General features: G+C 54.3%; 16 protein-coding genes and 1 CRISPR repeat array. Of the genes, 9 read left to right on the forward strand and 7 right to left on the reverse strand.

What is annotated here, in order from left to right:
* Positions 1 to 116: 116 nt before the first annotated feature.
* Complete coding sequence (gene cas9, locus ACFSSA_RS08590) at positions 117 to 3,491, forward strand: type II CRISPR RNA-guided endonuclease Cas9 (protein WP_386820026.1); 3,375 nt, start codon at positions 117 to 119, stop codon at positions 3,489 to 3,491.
* Positions 3,492 to 3,547: 56 nt separating this feature from the next.
* On the opposite strand, the gene ACFSSA_RS08595 is transcribed toward cas9, so the two are convergent.
* The 3 genes from ACFSSA_RS08595 to ACFSSA_RS08605 form a co-directional block, all read right to left on the reverse strand.
* The gene (locus ACFSSA_RS08595) at positions 3,548 to 3,877 is read right to left on the reverse strand and encodes a YegP family protein (protein WP_386820027.1); all 330 of its coding nucleotides are present in this window, start codon (positions 3,875 to 3,877) and stop codon (positions 3,548 to 3,550) included.
* A 191-nt stretch (positions 3,878 to 4,068) separates the two neighbouring features.
* Entirely contained in the window at positions 4,069 to 4,521 is a 453-nt protein-coding gene (locus ACFSSA_RS08600; protein ID WP_386820028.1) for a type II toxin-antitoxin system VapC family toxin, read from the reverse strand.
* Entirely contained in the window at positions 4,518 to 4,766 is a 249-nt protein-coding gene (locus tag ACFSSA_RS08605; RefSeq protein WP_386820029.1) for a type II toxin-antitoxin system Phd/YefM family antitoxin, read from the reverse strand. Before ACFSSA_RS08605 ends, ACFSSA_RS08600 begins: the two co-directional genes overlap by 4 nt.
* Before the next feature lie 167 nt (positions 4,767 to 4,933).
* Between ACFSSA_RS08605 and cas1 the strand changes: the two genes are divergently transcribed.
* Both cas1 and cas2 read left to right on the forward strand, forming a co-directional pair.
* Positions 4,934 to 5,854 (forward strand): type II CRISPR-associated endonuclease Cas1, encoded by a 921-nt coding sequence (gene cas1 / locus ACFSSA_RS08610; protein ID WP_386820030.1) that lies wholly within the window; start codon positions 4,934 to 4,936, stop codon positions 5,852 to 5,854.
* Positions 5,821 to 6,156 (forward strand): CRISPR-associated endonuclease Cas2, encoded by a 336-nt coding sequence (cas2, locus tag ACFSSA_RS08615; protein WP_386820031.1) that lies wholly within the window; start codon positions 5,821 to 5,823, stop codon positions 6,154 to 6,156. The genes cas1 and cas2 overlap by 34 nt, the downstream gene beginning before the upstream one ends.
* 63 nt (positions 6,157 to 6,219) lie before the next feature.
* Positions 6,220 to 8,167: a CRISPR direct-repeat array (repeat unit 36 nt; unit sequence AGTCTGCCCTCTGCAGTTTTTGAATCAAGGCAAAGC).
* 492 nt (positions 8,168 to 8,659) lie between these two features.
* On the opposite strand, the gene ACFSSA_RS08620 is transcribed toward cas2, so the two are convergent.
* Together ACFSSA_RS08620 and ACFSSA_RS08625 are read right to left on the reverse strand one after the other, a co-directional pair.
* Positions 8,660 to 9,271, reverse strand: coding sequence for a hypothetical protein (locus tag ACFSSA_RS08620; protein WP_386820032.1), 612 nt, complete (start codon positions 9,269 to 9,271; stop codon positions 8,660 to 8,662).
* Positions 9,272 to 9,339: 68 nt separating this feature from the next.
* Positions 9,340 to 10,017: a FadR/GntR family transcriptional regulator gene (locus tag ACFSSA_RS08625; RefSeq protein WP_386820033.1), complete on the reverse strand. Its 678-nt coding sequence runs from the start codon at positions 10,015 to 10,017 to the stop codon at positions 9,340 to 9,342.
* 117 nt (positions 10,018 to 10,134) lie between these two features.
* Between ACFSSA_RS08625 and ACFSSA_RS08630 the strand changes: the two genes are divergently transcribed.
* The 6 genes from ACFSSA_RS08630 to ACFSSA_RS08655 all read left to right on the forward strand — a co-directional run bounded on the left by ACFSSA_RS08630 (position 10,135) and on the right by ACFSSA_RS08655 (position 15,679).
* A complete protein-coding gene (locus tag ACFSSA_RS08630; RefSeq protein ID WP_386820034.1) occupies positions 10,135 to 10,533 on the forward strand; it encodes an RbsD/FucU domain-containing protein in 399 nt (132 codons plus the stop codon).
* Positions 10,533 to 11,342: a TIM barrel protein gene (locus ACFSSA_RS08635; protein ID WP_386820035.1), complete on the forward strand. Its 810-nt coding sequence runs from the start codon at positions 10,533 to 10,535 to the stop codon at positions 11,340 to 11,342. The genes ACFSSA_RS08630 and ACFSSA_RS08635 overlap by 1 nt, the downstream gene beginning before the upstream one ends.
* Positions 11,343 to 11,405: 63 nt before the next feature.
* Positions 11,406 to 12,344 (forward strand): aldo/keto reductase, encoded by a 939-nt coding sequence (locus tag ACFSSA_RS08640; RefSeq protein ID WP_386820064.1) that lies wholly within the window; start codon positions 11,406 to 11,408, stop codon positions 12,342 to 12,344.
* A 64-nt stretch (positions 12,345 to 12,408) separates the two neighbouring features.
* Positions 12,409 to 13,443, forward strand: coding sequence for a zinc-binding alcohol dehydrogenase family protein (locus ACFSSA_RS08645; RefSeq protein WP_386820036.1), 1,035 nt, complete (start codon positions 12,409 to 12,411; stop codon positions 13,441 to 13,443).
* A 79-nt stretch (positions 13,444 to 13,522) separates the two neighbouring features.
* Positions 13,523 to 14,767, forward strand: coding sequence for a tagaturonate epimerase family protein (locus tag ACFSSA_RS08650; RefSeq protein WP_386820037.1), 1,245 nt, complete (start codon positions 13,523 to 13,525; stop codon positions 14,765 to 14,767).
* Positions 14,768 to 14,851: 84 nt separating this feature from the next.
* Complete coding sequence (locus tag ACFSSA_RS08655) at positions 14,852 to 15,679, forward strand: amidohydrolase family protein (protein WP_386820038.1); 828 nt, start codon at positions 14,852 to 14,854, stop codon at positions 15,677 to 15,679.
* A 41-nt stretch (positions 15,680 to 15,720) separates the two neighbouring features.
* Here the strand turns inward: ACFSSA_RS08655 and ACFSSA_RS08660 are convergent, their stop codons facing one another.
* Both ACFSSA_RS08660 and ACFSSA_RS08665 read right to left on the reverse strand, forming a co-directional pair.
* Positions 15,721 to 18,249, reverse strand: coding sequence for a protein kinase domain-containing protein (locus ACFSSA_RS08660; protein ID WP_386820039.1), 2,529 nt, complete (start codon positions 18,247 to 18,249; stop codon positions 15,721 to 15,723).
* 14 nt (positions 18,250 to 18,263) lie between these two features.
* Complete coding sequence (locus ACFSSA_RS08665) at positions 18,264 to 18,872, reverse strand: class I SAM-dependent methyltransferase (protein ID WP_386820040.1); 609 nt, start codon at positions 18,870 to 18,872, stop codon at positions 18,264 to 18,266.
* Between the last annotated feature and the right edge of the window lie 27 nt (positions 18,873 to 18,899).

Genomic DNA, 18,899 nt, shown 5'->3' on the forward strand with positions numbered 1-18,899 from the left:
AATGCAGGGAAACGGCTTGTGCTTCAAACTTTGTCTTGATTCAAGCTCCAAGATGCAAAAACTCTCGCCAAACACAATCAAAAAATCATACATCTATGCAATCGCGCCGCACATAAATGTATAACAAAAGCATAACTCTCTCATTTGACATTGGTTACGCATCCATAGGCTGGTGCGTTCTTGATACCACAACACCCGCTCCGAAAGCACCGGAAATTCTTGGCACCGGCGTAGTCACCTTCCCCACCGACGATTGTCTCGCCTCCAAACGCCGCGACCTCCGCCGCACACGCCGCCACATCCGCTCCACACGACAACGTATTGAGCGCATGAAGCGTTGGCTCCAGCATCGCGGAGTTCTTTCCCGCGAAGATCTCGACAAACCCGGCCATCCCGCCCCCTTTCTTCTCGCGGCTGCCACACTCCAAGGAAAAAAGGAACTTTCCGCTTGGGAACTTTGGACCGTTCTTCGCTGGTATGCTCACAATCGGGGCTACGATGGTAACTCCCTGTGGTCACGAGACGAAGCCAACGACGACGATACCGAAAAGGAGACCAACGCCAAAAATATCATGGCGAAACACGGCACCTCCACCATGGCGGAAACCGTCTGCGCCTGCCTCGGCCTCAAAGTTGCTGATCACGCCACCCGAATCTCCTCCGCCCTCCCATACAAGACCCTCAACTCCGCCTACCCGCGCGAGACTGTCTATCAGGAAGTCGGGAAAATCCTCTGCAAGCACACCGGCGTTGTCCCCGGCCTTGACACGGAAACCGTCCGTTTTCTCCTGAAAAACTCCCCCCTCACCCGCGAAGAACGCGATAAACTCACCTCCGTCGGCATAAAACTCCCCCTCCGCTACCACGGCGGCCTCCTCTTCGGCCAGCTCGTCCCCCGCTTCGATAACCGCATCATCTCCCGCTGCCCCCTCACCTGGGCGAAAACATACGACGAGGCCATCGCCGAAGGAAAGGACGACAAAGAAGCCCGCAAGCTCGCCGAGAAATTCGCCAAAGTCCCTGCCGCGAAATCCGTGGAATTCCTCGAATACCGCTTCGCCCGCATCATCGCAAACCTCCGAGCCAACGGCGAACCCATCGCCCCGGAACTCCGCCTGACCCTCCTCAACCTCGCCCGCGAGCAAGGCCGACTCACAACCAAAGACCTCAACCGCGAGCTCAAGGAATACTACGGCAAAGCCAAAACCAACATCTCCGACTACTTCACCCTCCACCCCGATAGCACCGACGCGCTCGTCCTCGACCCAGTCGCCAAGCTCATCCATACCAAACAAATCCTGACCCCCATCTGGAGCCTCCTTTCACCGGAGACACAGGAGAAACTCAAAGACTCCTGGCAGAAAAACAAAGCCATTTCCCTCGCGGAAATCATCCACCTCAGCGGCAAGCGCGAGAAACTCGAAGCCGCCCTCCAGCCCGCTTTCCTCAAAGCCAACAAACCCAAGCAGGGCAAAACCAAATACGCAGACTTCGACCAATACCTCCGCAAAACCACCATCGCCCCGGACTTCCCCTCCGGCCGCGCCCCCTACGCCAGACCCGTTCTCAAGCAAGTGCTGACGGAAGTCCTCGCAGGCCACGATCCCACCAAAGCCGCCCGCAAAACCTCCGCCTCCGAGGGCGAAACCAAGGAACAGGACGGCATCCTCTACCCACTCAACGTAAAAGGCTCCCGCGTCCGCACCCTCGAAGCGGAACGCCCCCTCGACCAGCTCACCAACAACCACCTCGTCCGCCACCGCCTCCTTATCCTCGACCGCCTCACGGAGGACATCGCCAATGAATTTCTAACGGATGGCCGCGAAGTCTCCCAGATCATCATCGAAGTCGCCCGCGAACTCAAAGAATTTTCCGGAAAAACCGCCAAGGAAATTTCCTCAGAACTCAACAACCGTCTCAAGGATTTCAAATCCACCATCAGCTATCTGGAAAAACACGCCCCGGACATGGAGCTGAACGGCAGTCTCATCCGCAAAGCCCGCATCGCCATGGACATGGGCTGGAAATGCCCTTTCACAGGAGAGCAATACGAGCCGAGCTCTTTAAAGAATCTGGATCGCGCGCACATCATCCCCTTCGCCAGCCGGAATACGAACGCCCTCCATGCTCTCGTTCTCACCCGCCCTGAAATCAACAGCAAACAGGGAAAGCGGACGTGCCTGCAATTCATCATGGACGAAGAAGAGAATAGGAAATCCGGCAAATCCAACCTCGATCTTTTCACCCTCAAACAATACGAAGCCTTCGTCGAAAAGCTCGATACCAAAGGCCACCCGGACGATGCACGCCGCAAGAAAGCCCGCAAAGCCCTGCTCCTCACCAAGGACATGGACGACAAGGATCTCGGCTTCACCGACGGCCAGCTCACCCAGACCAGCCATCTTGCCAAGCTCGCCATGCGCGATCTCACCAAGCGATTCCCCAGTGCCGCCATCGACCCCATCCCCGGCCCAGTCACCGCAGAACTCCGCAAGGCATGGGATCTCACCGGCACCCTCTCGGGCGTCTGCCCGGAGGTCTTGGACAAGGACGGCAAAGTAAAACCCAAGGGCGAAATCCGCGGCCTCACCCACATGCACCACGGCCTCGATGCCGCCACCATCGCCATAGCCGCCCACTACTTCCCCTTCAACAAAAACGGTCAGGATCAGAAAGGAAAACTCTGGCGCGCCCTTCTGAAACGCAGCCGCACCCCGGAGGAACAGGCCTTCCTCCAAAAAACCGGTCTCTTCAAAACCTACCAAAAACCAGCCTACGACCACGAAGGCACCCCGAAACCCGCCCGCACCGAGCTGAAACTCGAAGACCTCCCCGCCTCCCTCAAACAATCCCTACGCCTCTCCCTCTCACAGGCAAGGGTCATGCAGCACCTCCCGGCAGACCGCTCGGGCGCAAAGGCGGAACTCACCATTTGGGGAGTCGTCTCTACGGAAGGCGAGGGCGATGACGCAAGGATCACCCTCCGCCAGAACGCCACCACCGTCGAGGAAGGCCGCCGCAAAAGGGATCCGAAAACCCGCGAGGAACGCGCCGGGAAACTTCTTGGGCCGAATCCAAAAGGCGGCAGAGGCAAACTCGCCGCCATCAAAGGAGCCATGATCATCGGCGAAAACTACGGACTCGCCCTCGATCCCACCCCTACCGTCATCCCCTTCCACAACGTCACCGCCCGCCTCGCTGAACTCCGTAAAGCAAATGGAGGGAAATCGATACGCGTTTTGAGAAACGGGATGCTGGTCCACCTGGAGAAAAGCCCCGCCCGCTCCCAACAGGACTATTCAGGAGTCTGGCGCATTGCCTCCATCAAGAACAACAAGGGAAAATTCCTCATCGACATGATTCGCCCAGCCTACATCACTCCGCAAAACGGAGTCGAGTGGTCAGGCATGAACAAAAACATCGGCCCCCTTCTCGAATGCGGTTTGACGATTTTGCCTCGCGATTACGCGGCGAGACAGGATTGCTCATAAGAAAAATGCCCTCTCCGGAATTTCCGAAGAGGGCATCTAACGATTGAACGCCGGAATCAGCCGTGGTAGCAGTGAAGCCGAGCGTTTTCCTCACAGTTACTTTTAGCGGAGTAGCCCTGCGATGATGCGCCGACTTGAACACCGTTGGAGGCTTGCCGTTTCCAGCGGTGTTTTCCGTTTGCGTCAACGTAGAACGTCCAGTTGTCGCTGTAACCGAGTGTGCTACATCCTCCGTAACCATGTCGGTTGGCATTGGATTCGCAGTCCGCTTTGTTCTGGTAGCCTTCGCTTGAGGCTCCGACGATTTCGCCGTTGGCCGCAGTTCTGCGCCAACGCCATTCGTGTTTCTGGTCGAGGTAGAACGACCATGTTGTGTTGTCTGTCATATCTTGAATGCCGGCTTTGCCCGTCCAAACCAGGTTCTCATTGAACGCATCCCGCACTCTCACTCGAGAGCACGGGATGGTCTGAATCAATGGCAAAGCAGTCCCACGTAGGGATGTTCGACTCGGAAACAATGAACAAATAAGTTGAAAATGTCCACTAGATTATGCCAGTCCCACTATTTTTGTTTCACTCAAGGATTAATCGTAAGCCCCACCGCCTCCGCCAGCTTCCTCTGCTTCGCGTCGAAGCTCCAGAATGTCCGGGCTCCGATTTCGAGGGCGAGGGCCACTTGCAGGACGTCCAGGCTGCGAACAAAGAGAGTTCCGGAATACTGTTTCCCCAAGGCAAGGGCGCGATTCCATAACCTTGCCTCATCCGTTTCCACCAACCGAAGGATACCGTCATCAATATGCTTCTCGAAAATATGCAGAACATCCCGTGCCTGCACGGCTGTGAGGTTCCCTTCGCCTTCCAAGCGGCAGATAACGGTGGTGAACTCCAGCCGGTTCAGACGTGAAACTAGGATCGGACTGCTTGTGGTTTCGATTAACGCCAGTGCCTTATCCCGGTGAAAGTCGCCCACTCTCTCACTGATGAAAACGCTCGTATCGCAAACGATGGGTTCGGAGTTCTTGTTTTTCAAAACCGTTCATCCTCACGCATTCTCTCCACGATCCCATAATCGAACGTCGGCATTTCCCCGAGGCGCTCGTGCATTTCACTATGGATGAGTTTCCAATCGACTTTCCGTGTTTCGGAGGAATTCACGGGGGTTATTTTGCACACCTCCTTGCCCCGGCGGGTAATCAGGATCTCCTCGCCCTTTTCCACCTCCACCAGCAGCTTGGAAAGATGGTGCTGCGCCTCTCTAACGGTTGCGGTTCTCATTTGTTGACACTATTGACGCACAAGCTACTGAGGTCAAGCGACTTCGCAATATGGAGAAGGGGTTTTCAACCCCTTCTCCATATTCACACGCGATCACGTAATGGCCATTTCCCACGGTTTCCCGCATTCTGGAAACACTGCGGAAAAGTTCCGTGCAGCCTCCCCCCATGTCCTACCACATCGTCAGCATCGATGCTCCGGATTGCTCGCTCTCCTGCAGGGACGGGCAGCTCACCTGCAAGTCCAAGGAGGGGGATCGCAGCGTGCCGTTGGAAGATGTCGCCGCGATCATCGTCACTTCCTTTTCCGCCTCCATCCACTCGAAGCTGCTGCTGGAGGCGGCCAAGCAAGGAATCGGCCTGGTGATCTGCGAGAATTTCAAACCCGCCTCCCTCGTCCTCCCGGCAAACCGCTCCACCGACACCCTCCTGACCCGCGCCCAGGCATACATTCCTGCCCAGCTCAAAGAGCGGCTCTGGCACAAGACTATCGACGCGAAATGCCGCAACCAGCTCACCCTCGCCACCGAGATCGCCCCCGGCGACGAAAGGCTGGAACGACTCGCGATTTATGCGAACAGCCGCCGCCCGACCAAGGAAGCCGAGTGTGCCAAACTTTTCTGGCGCATCTACGCGGATCATGTCGCTGAAACGGATGGCTTCCTCCGCCGCCGCGATGGCGACGGACCGAACCCGCTCCTGAACTACGGCTACGCTGTCCTCCTCTCCACCATCCTCCAGAACCTTTTTGCCATCGGCCTAGATCCCACCTTCGGCATCTGCCACGTCGTCCGCGAGAGGTCCACCCCGCTTGCCTACGATCTGATGGAACCTTTCCGACCCTGTGTCGATTGGCGGGTCGCCCAGTGGATACGTCAAAATCCCGGAATCGAGAATCCGGAGGTCACCCGCGAGTTCCGGCAATGGGTCACAGGATTCCCTTTGGAAAAAATCGACTGGATGGAACTCAAGCTTGATGTGCGCGGAGTGATCGAAGGAGTCACCCGCAGCTTCCGCGAGGCCGTCACCACCCACCAATCCGGCCCCTATAAACCATGGACCCGAACCACTACAAAATGGGATGGTTGATGGTAGCCTTTGACCTCCCGGTCAAAACGAAGGACGAGCGGAAACGGGCGACCGATTTCCGCAAGTTCCTGCTTGATGACGGGTTTCAGATGATACAGTTCAGCGTCTATGCCCGACCTTGCGTCACCTTCGCCCGTCAGGAAACCCACCTCCGCCGCGTCCGCTTGGCCGTCCCTGATGAAGGATCCGTCCGGGCGATCTACATTACCAAAGCGCAATGGGAAAAAGCGTTCATCATTCACGGAAAACCCGCTCGGGAAGTGTCAGCAGAGGAAATACCAGAGCAAATCATGCTCTGGTAAAGGAAATTTCGTTTTCAGCAAATCCTCCTATCTCCTTCACGTTAAAGGAGATAGGAGAGATCTAGTCTGCCCTCTGCAGTTTTTGAATCAAGGCAAAGCCTTTTCATGTTGGCAGTGACAAAGCCAAATAGTCTGCCCTCTGCAGTTTTTGAATCAAGGCAAAGCAAACTATGAAAGCAGGAGCAGAATCAACCAAGTCTGCCCTCTGCAGTTTTTGAATCAAGGCAAAGCTTCACAGGAGTGGAGTGGCAACTCACCCGCAGTCTGCCCTCTGCAGTTTTTGAATCAAGGCAAAGCAACCCTTTCCAACTGATATGATCTGCCTTGAGTCTGCCCTCTGCAGTTTTTGAATCAAGGCAAAGCGAGACGGGTAGTCATTACGAAAAACCGTAGAGTCTGCCCTCTGCAGTTTTTGAATCAAGGCAAAGCTGGCGTTTACGTGGGCTTGCTGCACGTAGGAGTCTGCCCTCTGCAGTTTTTGAATCAAGGCAAAGCAAGCACGCGAGAACCCCTCTCGACGACGTAGTCTGCCCTCTGCAGTTTTTGAATCAAGGCAAAGCATCCTTGGCAAACACCCGGGCGACGATGGCAGTCTGCCCTCTGCAGTTTTTGAATCAAGGCAAAGCTGGGAATCCACAAACGGCGCGTTTTTGGCGAGTCTGCCCTCTGCAGTTTTTGAATCAAGGCAAAGCCTACGAGCTACACAGTAGAAGTGATTGATGAGTCTGCCCTCTGCAGTTTTTGAATCAAGGCAAAGCAATACCAGAGCTTTGCAACTGGCTTTCTGAAGTCTGCCCTCTGCAGTTTTTGAATCAAGGCAAAGCAGGCGGCAAGGTCGGCCTCCTGGAATCGGAAGTCTGCCCTCTGCAGTTTTTGAATCAAGGCAAAGCATCGAAAGCGAGATCGAGCACTACGAAGCCAGTCTGCCCTCTGCAGTTTTTGAATCAAGGCAAAGCTTATAAGGCACAATCACTACTCTAGCCCCTAGTCTGCCCTCTGCAGTTTTTGAATCAAGGCAAAGCCCAGTGAGCAAGCGGAAGAAAAATGAGGAGAGTCTGCCCTCTGCAGTTTTTGAATCAAGGCAAAGCTGAGCCGGAAGGCTGGGATGCGACCATCGAAGTCTGCCCTCTGCAGTTTTTGAATCAAGGCAAAGCGACAGGCTGTATGCCGCGGAATCCCCAACGAGTCTGCCCTCTGCAGTTTTTGAATCAAGGCAAAGCCGAGTTAACGGACTCGACAAGATCGGGGTTAGTCTGCCCTCTGCAGTTTTTGAATCAAGGCAAAGCCTGAATCCATGCGCTCAATGATCCGCAAAAAGTCTGCCCTCTGCAGTTTTTGAATCAAGGCAAAGCATGGGGCACGGGCGCGGGTGCTTTGTATCTAGTCTGCCCTCTGCAGTTTTTGAATCAAGGCAAAGCGCCTTCACCAATGTGAGCCTCGGTGCAATTAGTCTGCCCTCTGCAGTTTTTGAATCAAGGCAAAGCGGCATTTGCTTGTGGGTCGCACCTCTAAATAGTCTGCCCTCTGCAGTTTTTGAATCAAGGCAAAGCAACGCAATTCTCAAGTAATCCATATGATTCAGTCTGCCCTCTGCAGTTTTTGAATCAAGGCAAAGCCTCCGCGCCTTGTACGTTAAAATTTAACATAGTCTGCCCTCTGCAGTTTTTGAATCAAGGCAAAGCCAACACCGTTGACACCACCGCACCGCTCAAGTCTGCCCTCTGCAGTTTTTGAATCAAGGCAAAGCGAGAACAAGAAAGTGAATTTCACTGTTCCAAGTCTGCCCTCTGCAGTTTTTGAATCAAGGCAAAGCAGTTTTCGTGGTTATCCTCTCAGTCGTATCAGTCTGCCCTCTGCAGTTTTTGAATCAAGGCAAAGCGAAGATGTCCGTTGGCCACTCTACCACCACAGTCTGCCCTCTGCAGTTTTTGAATCAAGGCAAAGCTGCTAGTTCAAAGCTCTCGAGCGCGTAGCCAGTCTGCCCTCTGCAGTTTTTGAATCAAGGCAAAGCAAAAAATGGCACCCACAAGATGGGTGCCTCAAGACGGATGGGACGGGATTGCACTCCCCACCCTTCGCTGAACCGTCCGCTTTTTACTGGAGCAATTCAGGGTGCCGTCAGGACTTTTAAATTACTATGAAATCGAAACGAATCAATCTGAATCTACTCTGCCTCCCTGCATGCCTGGGGTTTCGGGAATCCGAAACAAACTCCGGAGCCTACCCTCTGCAGTTTTTGAATCAAGGCAAAGCATCACAACCCTTACCCCGTTTTCCGTGCGGGCAACTCCGCGCAATTCGACGAGATCACCAAGCACTTCGTTGGCGACCTTCCATCTTTCCAAGTATTCGAGCGGCGTGGCCTCACTTATAGAAGAGAGTCCGTCCGCACCTGGCAAAACCGTCCATCCAAACGAATCATTACGAGTGGCCTTCCATATCTGGCCATCATGCTCTGACCCACCGATGGCTGCAACATCTTCCCATAGGGAAGAATCGACGCTCAGGCCATTTGCTTCCGACCAACGTATGAGAGCTTCATACTGGGCCACTGCCGCCTATTGGCGTAGTTCGAACGATTCGTCTCCAGTTGTATCCGCATGTCTTCTGAGCTCGTCGATGGCTGCGTCAAGCGAACTTTGCGGTAGTGTTCCTTCATGCTGGTTTTCTTGCTCATATCTGTTTGGCAACACAGCAAAGTATTTTGGATCCCCCTGCGCTTCAAGGACAATTCTTCCACCATCTTTCCTTGCCCGCATCGATACCATGCGCTCCCGTGCGTATTCCCCGCGCCCTTCCTCGGATTGTTGATCTTCCCGTTGAGGTCGTCCAAGAGCTTTTTCTTCAAGGCTGGATCCATCTTCTTCGTGCTCGCGCTTAGGCCAGAATTCAGGCTTGGAAGTTTTTCTTCCTTGGCGTGCTTCTCCACATTGAGGCCTTGGGCTTTCGCCGCTTCCCGTGAAAAGTCAATCTGGCCGGCTCCCGAATTGAAGCCATACGGCTCCCACGGCACATCGAAATCTCCTATTGCCGGGTCGTTCTGGTAGGCCGACCAATAGGCGAAGTCTATCTTGAACAGTCTGCCCTCTGCAGTTTTTGAATCAAGGCAAAGCATGGGAGCCGGATTGATCCAATCAAGTTCCACAGTCTGCTAACCGATCTTCAAATGTCATTCCTTGGTGATCACTTATCCAGATCCAGGAAGTGCCGTTTGGATGAAACCAGGTGCCGTCTCATCGCGTCTGCTGCGTGGTCGCCAAGACCGAGAGCAATGGCCTCTACAATTTCCCGGTGGCCTTCCACGACATCGGTATACCAATCGATATCGCCGTGATTTTTCTGCGCGTATTCGATACAGCTGCGCTCCATTGCTCCCAGAACTCCGGAGTAAATTCGATTGCCGGATCCTTTCGCGAGAACCAAGTGGAAGGAGATGTCCGCTTTGCTGAATTCGGCGAGTGAACCTTTCAACCCCTCCATCCTCCCGATGACCTGGCGCAGTTCTTTTACAATGGATTCTCCTGCATTGACCGCCGCCAAACGTGCGCACTCGGTTTCGATAAGGATACGAAAGTCGATTAATTCCATGAATCCCGCCTCCGCGACCAGGGAAGCATACATTTCCATCGCCGTGTTCAGGGAATCCAGACTGGGCTTGGCGATGTAGGTGCCACTTCCCTTCGTTGTCCTTAACAGCCCACGACCACGCATCTGCTGTATCGCCTCCCGCACCACTGTGCGGCTCGCCCCAAATGCTTCGCAAAGCCTCTCCTCGGAGGGAAGGCGCTCCCCGGGTGCAAGCTTTCCCGAAAGGATCTCGCCTTCGATCTGTGCAATAATTTCCTGACTTCGCTGTGACACTCGGGAAAATCTGCCCATACCTGTGGCTCATCTCCAGATGTTTTATCAAAAATCAAAATTTCTGTCTGACAACTCTCCCGCAGATCTGTATGACAACCGCCACCAACCAATCGGCCAATGCTGCAAACAGGAATACTGAACCCACAAATTCTCTCTCTAATCGCCCGCGTGCGTCACACGAATACCCTGGTCATTTCCGACTGGGCCTTCCCCTACTGGCCAGAGATCGAGACCGTCGACATTTCTCTGACAAAAGGAATGCCAACCGTTCTGCAAGTTTTGGAACTATTGAAACCAAATTTCAAAATCGGCCGCATCGTCCAAGCAGAGGAATTTCTTAGCACGAATCCGGATGAGAAAATCAAAGCTTTCAATACAGCATTCGAAGAGATTCCGGACTGCATTATTGAAAGGCCTTCCCACATTGATCTCAAAAAACAAGTTCCATCCGCCATCGGTCTCATTCGCACCGGTGATCCTACCGCTTACGGAAACATCATCCTGGAATCAGTCTAATGCGCACCGCAGTCACACTCTCACAAGTCCCGGAAGCAGCAGCCGGCCCTTTTGTTTTCCACGAACCTCTGGCCGATGGCTTCGCCCTGGCAAAGTCAGCTGGCTTCGATGACGTGGAGCTATTTTTCCCCGGTCCGGATGCCTTCAGCGTAGAGGAAATCAAGGCCCTATGCGAAACCCATGGTATGGGCGTAGCTGCCGTAGGCACCGGTGCAGGCATGGTAAAGCATGGCCTTTCCCTGACTGATCCATCTCCCGAAAAACGTGCTGCGGCACTCGATTTCATCACCCGGATGATCGACTTTGGCGGTGCACTTGGCGCACCTGCCATTCTCGGCTCGATGCAGGGAAAATGGGGTGGCGATGTCTCGCGGGAGCAGGCTCTGAAATGGCTGGCAGAGGCTTTGCGAAGCGCTGGCAAGACAGCGGCGAAGCATGGCGTCCCATTCATTTACGAGCCACTCAACCGCTACGAGACGAACCTCATCACCCGCCTTCAGGATGGCGCGGAATGGATCGAAGCGGAATCGCTCGAAAACATTGTTCTCCTCGCGGATCTTTTCCACATGAACATTGAGGAAGTAAACCTCGCCGAAGCACTTCGGAGTGCCGGAAAACATGTCGGACATGTGCACTTTGCGGACTCCAACCGGCGTGCTTTCGGCTTCGGCCACACGGATCCGACACCTATTATTGCCGCTTTACGCGAAATAAATTACACAGGAAGCATCTCCGCGGAGATATTCCCCTTGCCGGATGCGAAGACCGCAGCCGCCCAAACCATCAAATCAATCAAATCGCTGCTCTGAGACAGCCGGGCACCGGTTTCAAACACCTCTGCCCAAACCAACATTTTATATATTCGACACATGATCCCTACCAGACCACTCGGCAACACCGGCATTGACCTCCCAATCCTTTCCTTCGGAGCTTCCTCCCTCGGCGCGGAATTCCGCTCCATCACCATGGACGAGGCAATGCTTTCCACCCGCACAGCTCTCGATCTCGGGATGAATTTCATCGATACCTCCCCGTATTACGGCCGCGGTATGTCGGAGATCATGCTCGGTCTGGGTCTCAAGGGGATCGATCGCTCATCATACCTTCTCGGCACAAAACTCGGCCGCTACTCGGAAGAGCATTTCGATTTCTCCGCAAAGCGTGTCGAAGAATCCACCCACATCTCCCTCCAGCGCCTGAAGACCGACTATCTGGACATCATGCTTCTCCACGATGTGGAATACACCAATCTCAATCAAGTCTGGGAGGAAACCATCCCCGCCCTCATCAAACTCAAGGAACAAGGCAAAATCCGCGCGATCGGCTTTTCCTGCTACCCGTTGAAAACCTTCAACACGGTTCTCGATCACGTGGAGGACGAGATCGACTGCGTTCTCAGCTACAACCGCTACACCCTCCAAAACACGAGTTTTGTCACAGACATTGTGCCACGCCTCAAAGCGAAAGGTATCGGAGCGATGAACGCCGGTCCCTTCTCTGCGCGTCTGCTCACCAATGCCGAGCTTCCAGCATGGCTGAAAGAACCGGAAAACGTGAAGCAAGCTGCCCGTGATGCAGCCAAGCTTTGCGCTGACAATGGCGTTGATATCGCACAGCTTGCGCTCCAATTTTCATGTGAGTATCCAGATCTGGCGACAACGGTCGCAGGCTCCGCCAACCCGAAAAACATCGAGAAATGGGCCGAGTGGCTTGACCAACCGATCGACCGCGAACTTCTTGATAAAGTTCTCGCCATCTTTGAACCCGTCAAAGACATCGGTCACCAGGAAGGACGTCCTGAGAACAATTGATTCCCGCGCGAGTAAGCCTTTATCCGCGACTCTTCCACCTGATCACCAGTCCCCTATTTTTCCCATGTCATACGCCATCGAATTCACCGACGTAAAAGAAATTAAAGCAGTCGATCTCCCCGACGCGCCAGCACCCGGCCCGGGCGAAGCTCTTGTCCGCACCCACCGCATGGGCATCTGCGGCACGGATCTTTCCTGCTACCTCGGCAAGTTCCCGTTTTTCGCCTACCCACGCACTCCCGGTCACGAGCTCGGTCTTGAAGTCGTTGCCGTCGGCGAGGGTGTGACCAGTGTAAAACCCGGCGACAAATGCTCGCTCGAGCCTTATGTCAATGACCCGGCCACCGTCGCTTCCATGAAAGGCAAATCAAATGCCTGCCCGAACGTGCAAGTCATCGGCGTTCACAAATCCGGAGGCCTGCGCAAAAGCAACTGGATCGTCCCGGCACACAAGCTTCACCCGGGTAATGACCTTTCGTATGATGAACTAGCTCTCGTTGAGACTCTCGCGATCGGTTACCACGCGGTCAAGCGCGGCAATCCACAGCCCGGTGAAACCGTCATGGTTATCGGCGCAGGTCCTATCGGGCTCGCTTGCCTTGAGTTCCTGAAACTCATGGATGTAAAAGTCCTCGTCGTCGATTTTGCCCAAAACCGCCTGGATTTCTGCAAGGAAAAACTCGGCATCCAGCACCCGGTTCTTGCCCAGGCCGATGGCTCGCATCTTTCTGAAATTGAAAAAATTACCGATGGCGCGTTCTGCGATGTAATCATTGATGCCACCGGCCACGCCGGATCGATGGTAAAATGCTTCGAATTCGCGGCAGTAGGTGGACGCGTTGTCTACGTTGGCATTACCGCCCAGGATATCAGTTTCCCGCAGGCACCGTTCTTCCACCGTCGCGAGCTGAGTGTCATGGCATCCAGAAATGCTCTTCCTGCGGATTTCCCGGAAATCATCGAAATCATCCGCGCAAAGAAAATTGATCTCAACAACTGGATCACCCATCGCCTTTCCATTGAGGAAGTGCCGGAAGGTTTTGATAAATTCACTGATCCGAAGCTTGGCGCGATCAAGGCGGTAATTGAGGTGAACTGATCTTTCCTTTGATCGGATTTCAAGCTATCCCACCTGTGTCCAGAGATCGCACCCCGCGCGGTCAACAATATACTATTTTATGAAAACCTGTCCAAAATTCACTTTCGGTGTCGGCGATCGCTTCGCACACGGCGCACACGCCCAGCTTCAAGCTTTCATCAAAGCCAAGGAACTGGGGATCGATATTGCTCCGGTATGGAACAAATCTAATCGCGAGCACGATATTATCGGCTCCCAGCCGCAAACCACCCGCGATGCGGCAGACGCAGCAGTCAAAGACCTCGGCTGGACTGGTGACTACCTGCTTGATGCGGATCATATCAATCTCAAGACAGTGGATCGTTTCATTGCTCCCTGCGATTTCTTCACCCTCGATGTCGCGGATGATATTGGCGAGGCTGCCGAGCCCGCCGATGTTGCCGCTTTTATCGAGCGTCACCCGGAGCTGATCGGCACAGTCTCGATCGAAGGTATCGAAAAACCGTTCGAAATTTCCCGTGCGGATGTCGAAAAAACGGCAAACCAGTTCCTCAAGGCCACACAGAAGGCGAAAGCAATCTACGAGCAAATCCTCGCAGTCAAAGGTCCTGACTTCGTGACCGAAGTCTCAATGGACGAAACCGATAGCCCGCAGACTCCTCCGGAACTTCTAGTAATTCTTGCTGCTCTCGCGGATCAGGAAATTCCGATCCAAACCATCGCGCCTAAGTTCACGGGCCGTTTCAACAAAGGGGTTGATTACGTCGGAGACGTCGTCCAGTTCGAGAAGGAGTTCAATGATGATCTCGCGGTTATCGCCCATGCGGTGAAAACCTACGGCCTGCCGGCCAGCCTGAAGCTTTCCGTTCATTCCGGCTCAGACAAATTCTCTATCTACGCACCGATCAAACGCGCTCTCGCACGCACCGGTGCCGGTCTTCATATCAAAACAGCAGGCACAAACTGGCTGGAAGAAGTCATCGGCCTCGCGGAATCCGGCGGCAGCGGCCTTGAGCTGGCGAAGGAAATCTATGCCAAAGCTCTTGAGAAAAAAGAAGCTCTCTGCGAGCCGTATGCAACGGTAATCGATATCGACTTCGCAAAGCTCCCTTCCGCGGAAACCGTCAATGGCTGGACCAGCGAACAATTTACGGGAGCCCTTCGCCACGATCAGAGCAACCCTGCCTACGATCCGAATGTCCGCCAGCTCCTCCACGTGGGCTTCAAAATCGCGGCAATGATGGGTGACACCTATTTGCAAGCACTCAAGGACAATCGTGAAATCGTTTCCCGTTGCGTTACGGAGAATCTTCTCGAGCGTCACATGAAGCTTCTCTTTGCTTGATCTTCATCTTTCAGGAAAGGGGTTGGATTTCGATTCCGCCCCCTTTTTTGTTTTTCTTCAGAAATACTATAATATCCCTGTCCTATGATCGATTCACACCACCACCTTTGGAACTACTCCGTCGAGGAATACGACTGGATCCCGACCGGCTCACCGCTTGCGCAAAACCAGCTTCTTCCCGAGCTAGAGGCAGTAACCGCGGAAGCCGGAGTTACCGGGACGGTCGTCGTCCAGGCACGCCAGGTTATCGAAGAATCTGACGCACTTCTGGAACTGGCGGACGCGAGCGACGTCATCAAGGCAGTCGTCGGCTGGGTGCCACTGATCGACGAGAACGTGGCAGATGATCTCGAACGCTTGTCACCTGCTTCAAAATTCAAAGGAGTTCGCCATGTGCTACAGGGCGAGCCTGACGAATACTTCCTCCGCGATGATTTCCACCGGGGGCTCGCCAAGCTCCCCGATTACGATCTGATCTACGATCTTCTCATCTTCCAGCGCCAGCTGCCGGTAGCTACCCAGCTGGTGGACCGTCAGCCGGATCTTCCGATCGTGCTCAACCACCTCGCTAAACCAGAAGCCCGTGATGGACGGATCGAGCCCGCATGGCGCGAAGGAATGAAGGAACTCGCCAAGCGTGAGAACGTAATCGGTGTGAAGTTTTCCGCACTTCTCACAGAATTTCCAGAAGGAGAGGGCAATCACGAAACCGTTGCCGCCTATTTCCAGGAAACGCTGGAAATCTTTGGAGCAGACAAGGTGATGTTCGGCACAGATTGGCCGGTCTGTCTTTTACGGACCACCTACAAGGAGTGGACCGATTCTATCCTCAGGCTTACCGCATCACTCTCCGCCAGTGATCGGGAAGCAATTTTCAAAGGCAATGCCACCCGTTGTTACAACATCGGATAAGCGCTGAACGGGAGCGCAGAAGCCCGTGGTTTATCCTACGCTCACACGCCTTTCGCACGCTGCTTGATCCATTCCAGGCCCTCGCGGTATTCTTCGCTTTGTGGGCGGGATTTCAGCAAGGTATCCCAGAGATCTATCGCTTCCTGATAGATCTCTTTTGCTTTTTCCGGCTTATCGGAAATTTCCAGAGCGTGAGCCAGATCTCCCAGGAGATAGGCACTTGAGCGCTGGATGTCCTCGCTGCGCAGTCCGCTCTCCTCCCCTTTTCCCTCGAGATCGATCAACGTTTCACGAGCCTTCTCCAGGAGCACCAGTTCCCGGACCTTGTCCCCTCCAAAGCCAAGCATCCGTCCCTTTTGCCACCACAGTAATGCTAGCCGGTAATCAACCATTCCACCGTGTCCAGATCCCTGACGTTCTAAAAGATTGATGCCATTTTCAAATGCAAGCAACGCTTCTTCCGACTTCCCCTGATCCCGCAGCAAGCCAGCTTGCAAGCCCAACTGGGCGGCCTTCCGTATGGCGGCGATCGTCGAGTCCGGCCTCTTTTTCAAAACATCATCCAGCAGATTCATCGCGGCAGCGGAAGTCTTCTGGGCGGCATCCACATCGCCGGATAAGACCGATGCCTCGGCCATCGCCCCGTAGCATCCAGCGAGCTCCAGGCGCAGCCTGATATCCGCAGGGTTGTCCTTCAGTAATCGCACCATTTCCTGGGCAGCCAGCGAGCGCACCTCCCGCGCATCACCGAGTTTCCCAATCCCTTCCAGAATTGTTGCCGAGGAGAGATAACATGCTGCCAACTCGGAGCGTAGAACGGCGATGTCAGGCCGCGCGTCAGCCAGCTGGTTGAGCTTCTGGGTCGCCGCCATCAACTGGGCCAGCGCCTTCGCGTCCTCTCCTGAAGCTGCCAGTAGCTTTGCCTCGTGAAAATCGAGGATCGCCAAAAGCTGCTGATGCCGATCGGCATCCACCTCGGCTTCCGGAACGTCCAGTAATGCCCGGCGCGCGGCAACGAACGCTTCCCTGGTATCCCCATCCCCCTTCTCCTGTTTGAGCAGCGCCAGGAGAAATGCATCCCTGCCAAGACGCAGTTTCATTTCTCCATCGATCGAGCCCGTCCAGGTGTCAATCGCCTCAGCCAATCGCGTCGCGGCAAGGTCTGTCTCTCCTGCGGAAATAGAGACTTCCGCAAGCTGCAACCTCACCCGGGCACGCTCATCATCCAAACTCTTTATCTCGGCTGTGCGGCGTAGGAAATCCTCGTAAAAGCGTTCCAGTCTTTTCAAACGCAGTTCACGGCCGTCCAATGGCGGCAAGGTCCGGTGGCCTTTTTCCAAAGCCCATTCGAAAAGGCGGTCACCAATCAATCGGGAGGCCTCCAGGCGTGCCAGGCCAAGCTCGCGCTGATATTCCATTTCCTGCTCAGTCGCTTTCTTATCCCGGAGGGCCGAGGACTTGCCCTCCAGTGCCTCATTGGCCTTTGTGTTCAACAGAATCTTCTCCCGCTCCCGCTCGATCTGTTCGTTACGAAGCTGTTTACTGCTTAGATACCATAGCCCCCCCAATACAATGCACCCGGCGGTAACCATACCCGCATAAAACGTGACATTCCGTCCCGAGCGCTCTGCACGCTGGCGTTGATCAATCAGTTTTTCCCGGACTTCGGTAGCTTCCACCGTTACGTCAACTTGTGCGATCCCGGCCATCACCTCCACCATCGAGCCAGGCCTCTTGATGGGATTGAGCTTCAAGCAGCGGTCAATCCACTCCCGGTATCCGCGCTCCAGTTCATTGCGCGGCTCAGAGGGCCAGGAAACATCCGGCTGCGAAAGGAGGTTTTTTGCGATTTTTCCGGAATCGGCATGAATTCCATCCTTTCTCGTCTCCCCTTGAGCTGGTGCCACCGAAGCAAAAATATCCTTACAGCGGGGGAAGTCTCCGGTGAGCAAGCGAAACGCCATGACACCGAAGGCAAAAACATCCCATTCGTAACCTTCCTCATCGAAATACCCGTTTGCATTCACCAGCTGCTCGGGTGGTTGATACAAAAGAGCATCGGTAAAATCAAAATGACTGATCCCCGGCATATTTCCCAGCGTCCAATCGCTCAGGAGAACCTTACCTGCCTCGTCGAAAAATACGTTTCCCGGTTTGAGATTTCCATGCGCCACACGCCGCCCATGCATTCCCGCGAGAGCTTTCCCGACCTCTTTCACAATCCGCCAGGAATCATCGCCGGGATGTTTATCAATCGCGTGCTGGAGACTCCTGGGCTGCCATTTAGCAGCATCTCCCTCGCCTTCCCCGTCCGCCATCAGAGGAAGAACCCAACAGGCGGGACGTCCTTGTAAATCGGCCGATTCCACCGTCATCACACCTTCCGGCCATCCCCCTTTTTCCAGCCTCTCGGTCATTGTGGAAATCAGGCCGCGATTGATCGCCATTCCTTCGAAGACTTTTACCGCCCACACCTTGCCGTCATCATCCTTTGCGGCGAATACGCGTCCGCTTTCTCCGGCTCCGATCAATCCCAGAACCTCGAGCCCATTCATCTCCGGCAACTTCATTAGAAATGCTTATCTCAATTGGCCGTTTTCTGCACCACCAAATACACATGTAGCTCCGGGTGCTGATCATACTCCAAATGCCTCACAACACAGCTGCATCTTCGCATGATTTCGAGAACTTTCGGGATTCCCAATGTGGCATGATAGAGCGGCACTCCTTGAAATGGATTCGTGGCCTCACCGGCACAATCGAGACCTCCGATCGTGAAGATAAAGACCCCGTCATCGGACAGGCTGTTGCCTATCTTTTCCAGCACTCCTTCCTGAAGTTCCAGAGGCACGTGCCAGATGCTATCCCACGCGGAAATGAAGTCATATTTTCCGGGAAACTCCCATTCGCTTATATCGGCTTCATGGAAAGCTGCCTCCGGTTGCTTCATACGGGCGTAACGGAGCATTTCAGCGGATTGGTCCAAGCCCTCGATCGTTTCAAACCCTTCCGCATGGAATAAATGAAGAATTCTACCGCTCGACCCACACCCGATATCGATCGCTTTCTTCCTGCTTTTCGAAAATTGCAATGCCACCCGGTGTTGTTTCAAGCCATTCATGGTATTGAAATCTTCTCCAGCCCAATGCTTGGCCAAGCTGTTGTAGTTTTCCGCCATTTGCCCCGCATTCATACCCACGGCGTATCAAAGAACGATCGT

It is taken from the genome of Luteolibacter algae, assembly GCF_042683045.1.
Taxonomy (GTDB): domain Bacteria; phylum Verrucomicrobiota; class Verrucomicrobiia; order Verrucomicrobiales; family Akkermansiaceae; genus Luteolibacter; species Luteolibacter algae.

Coding starts and splice junctions, on each gene's coding strand:
- cas9 (WP_386820026.1), top strand. CDS start 117: ATGTATAACAAAAGCATAACTCTCTCATTTGACATTGGTTACGCATCC.
- ACFSSA_RS08595 (WP_386820027.1), bottom strand. CDS start 3,877: ATGACAGACAACACAACATGGTCGTTCTACCTCGACCAGAAACACGAA.
- ACFSSA_RS08605 (WP_386820029.1), bottom strand. CDS start 4,766: ATGAGAACCGCAACCGTTAGAGAGGCGCAGCACCATCTTTCCAAGCTG.
- cas1 (WP_386820030.1), top strand. CDS start 4,934: ATGTCCTACCACATCGTCAGCATCGATGCTCCGGATTGCTCGCTCTCC.
- cas2 (WP_386820031.1), top strand. CDS start 5,821: ATGGACCCGAACCACTACAAAATGGGATGGTTGATGGTAGCCTTTGAC.
- ACFSSA_RS08620 (WP_386820032.1), bottom strand. CDS start 9,271: ATGCTTTGCCTTGATTCAAAAACTGCAGAGGGCAGACTGTTCAAGATA.
- ACFSSA_RS08630 (WP_386820034.1), top strand. CDS start 10,135: ATGCTGCAAACAGGAATACTGAACCCACAAATTCTCTCTCTAATCGCC.
- ACFSSA_RS08635 (WP_386820035.1), top strand. CDS start 10,533: ATGCGCACCGCAGTCACACTCTCACAAGTCCCGGAAGCAGCAGCCGGC.
- ACFSSA_RS08645 (WP_386820036.1), top strand. CDS start 12,409: ATGTCATACGCCATCGAATTCACCGACGTAAAAGAAATTAAAGCAGTC.
- ACFSSA_RS08650 (WP_386820037.1), top strand. CDS start 13,523: ATGAAAACCTGTCCAAAATTCACTTTCGGTGTCGGCGATCGCTTCGCA.
- ACFSSA_RS08655 (WP_386820038.1), top strand. CDS start 14,852: ATGATCGATTCACACCACCACCTTTGGAACTACTCCGTCGAGGAATAC.
- ACFSSA_RS08660 (WP_386820039.1), bottom strand. CDS start 18,249: ATGAAGTTGCCGGAGATGAATGGGCTCGAGGTTCTGGGATTGATCGGA.
- ACFSSA_RS08665 (WP_386820040.1), bottom strand. CDS start 18,872: ATGAATGCGGGGCAAATGGCGGAAAACTACAACAGCTTGGCCAAGCAT.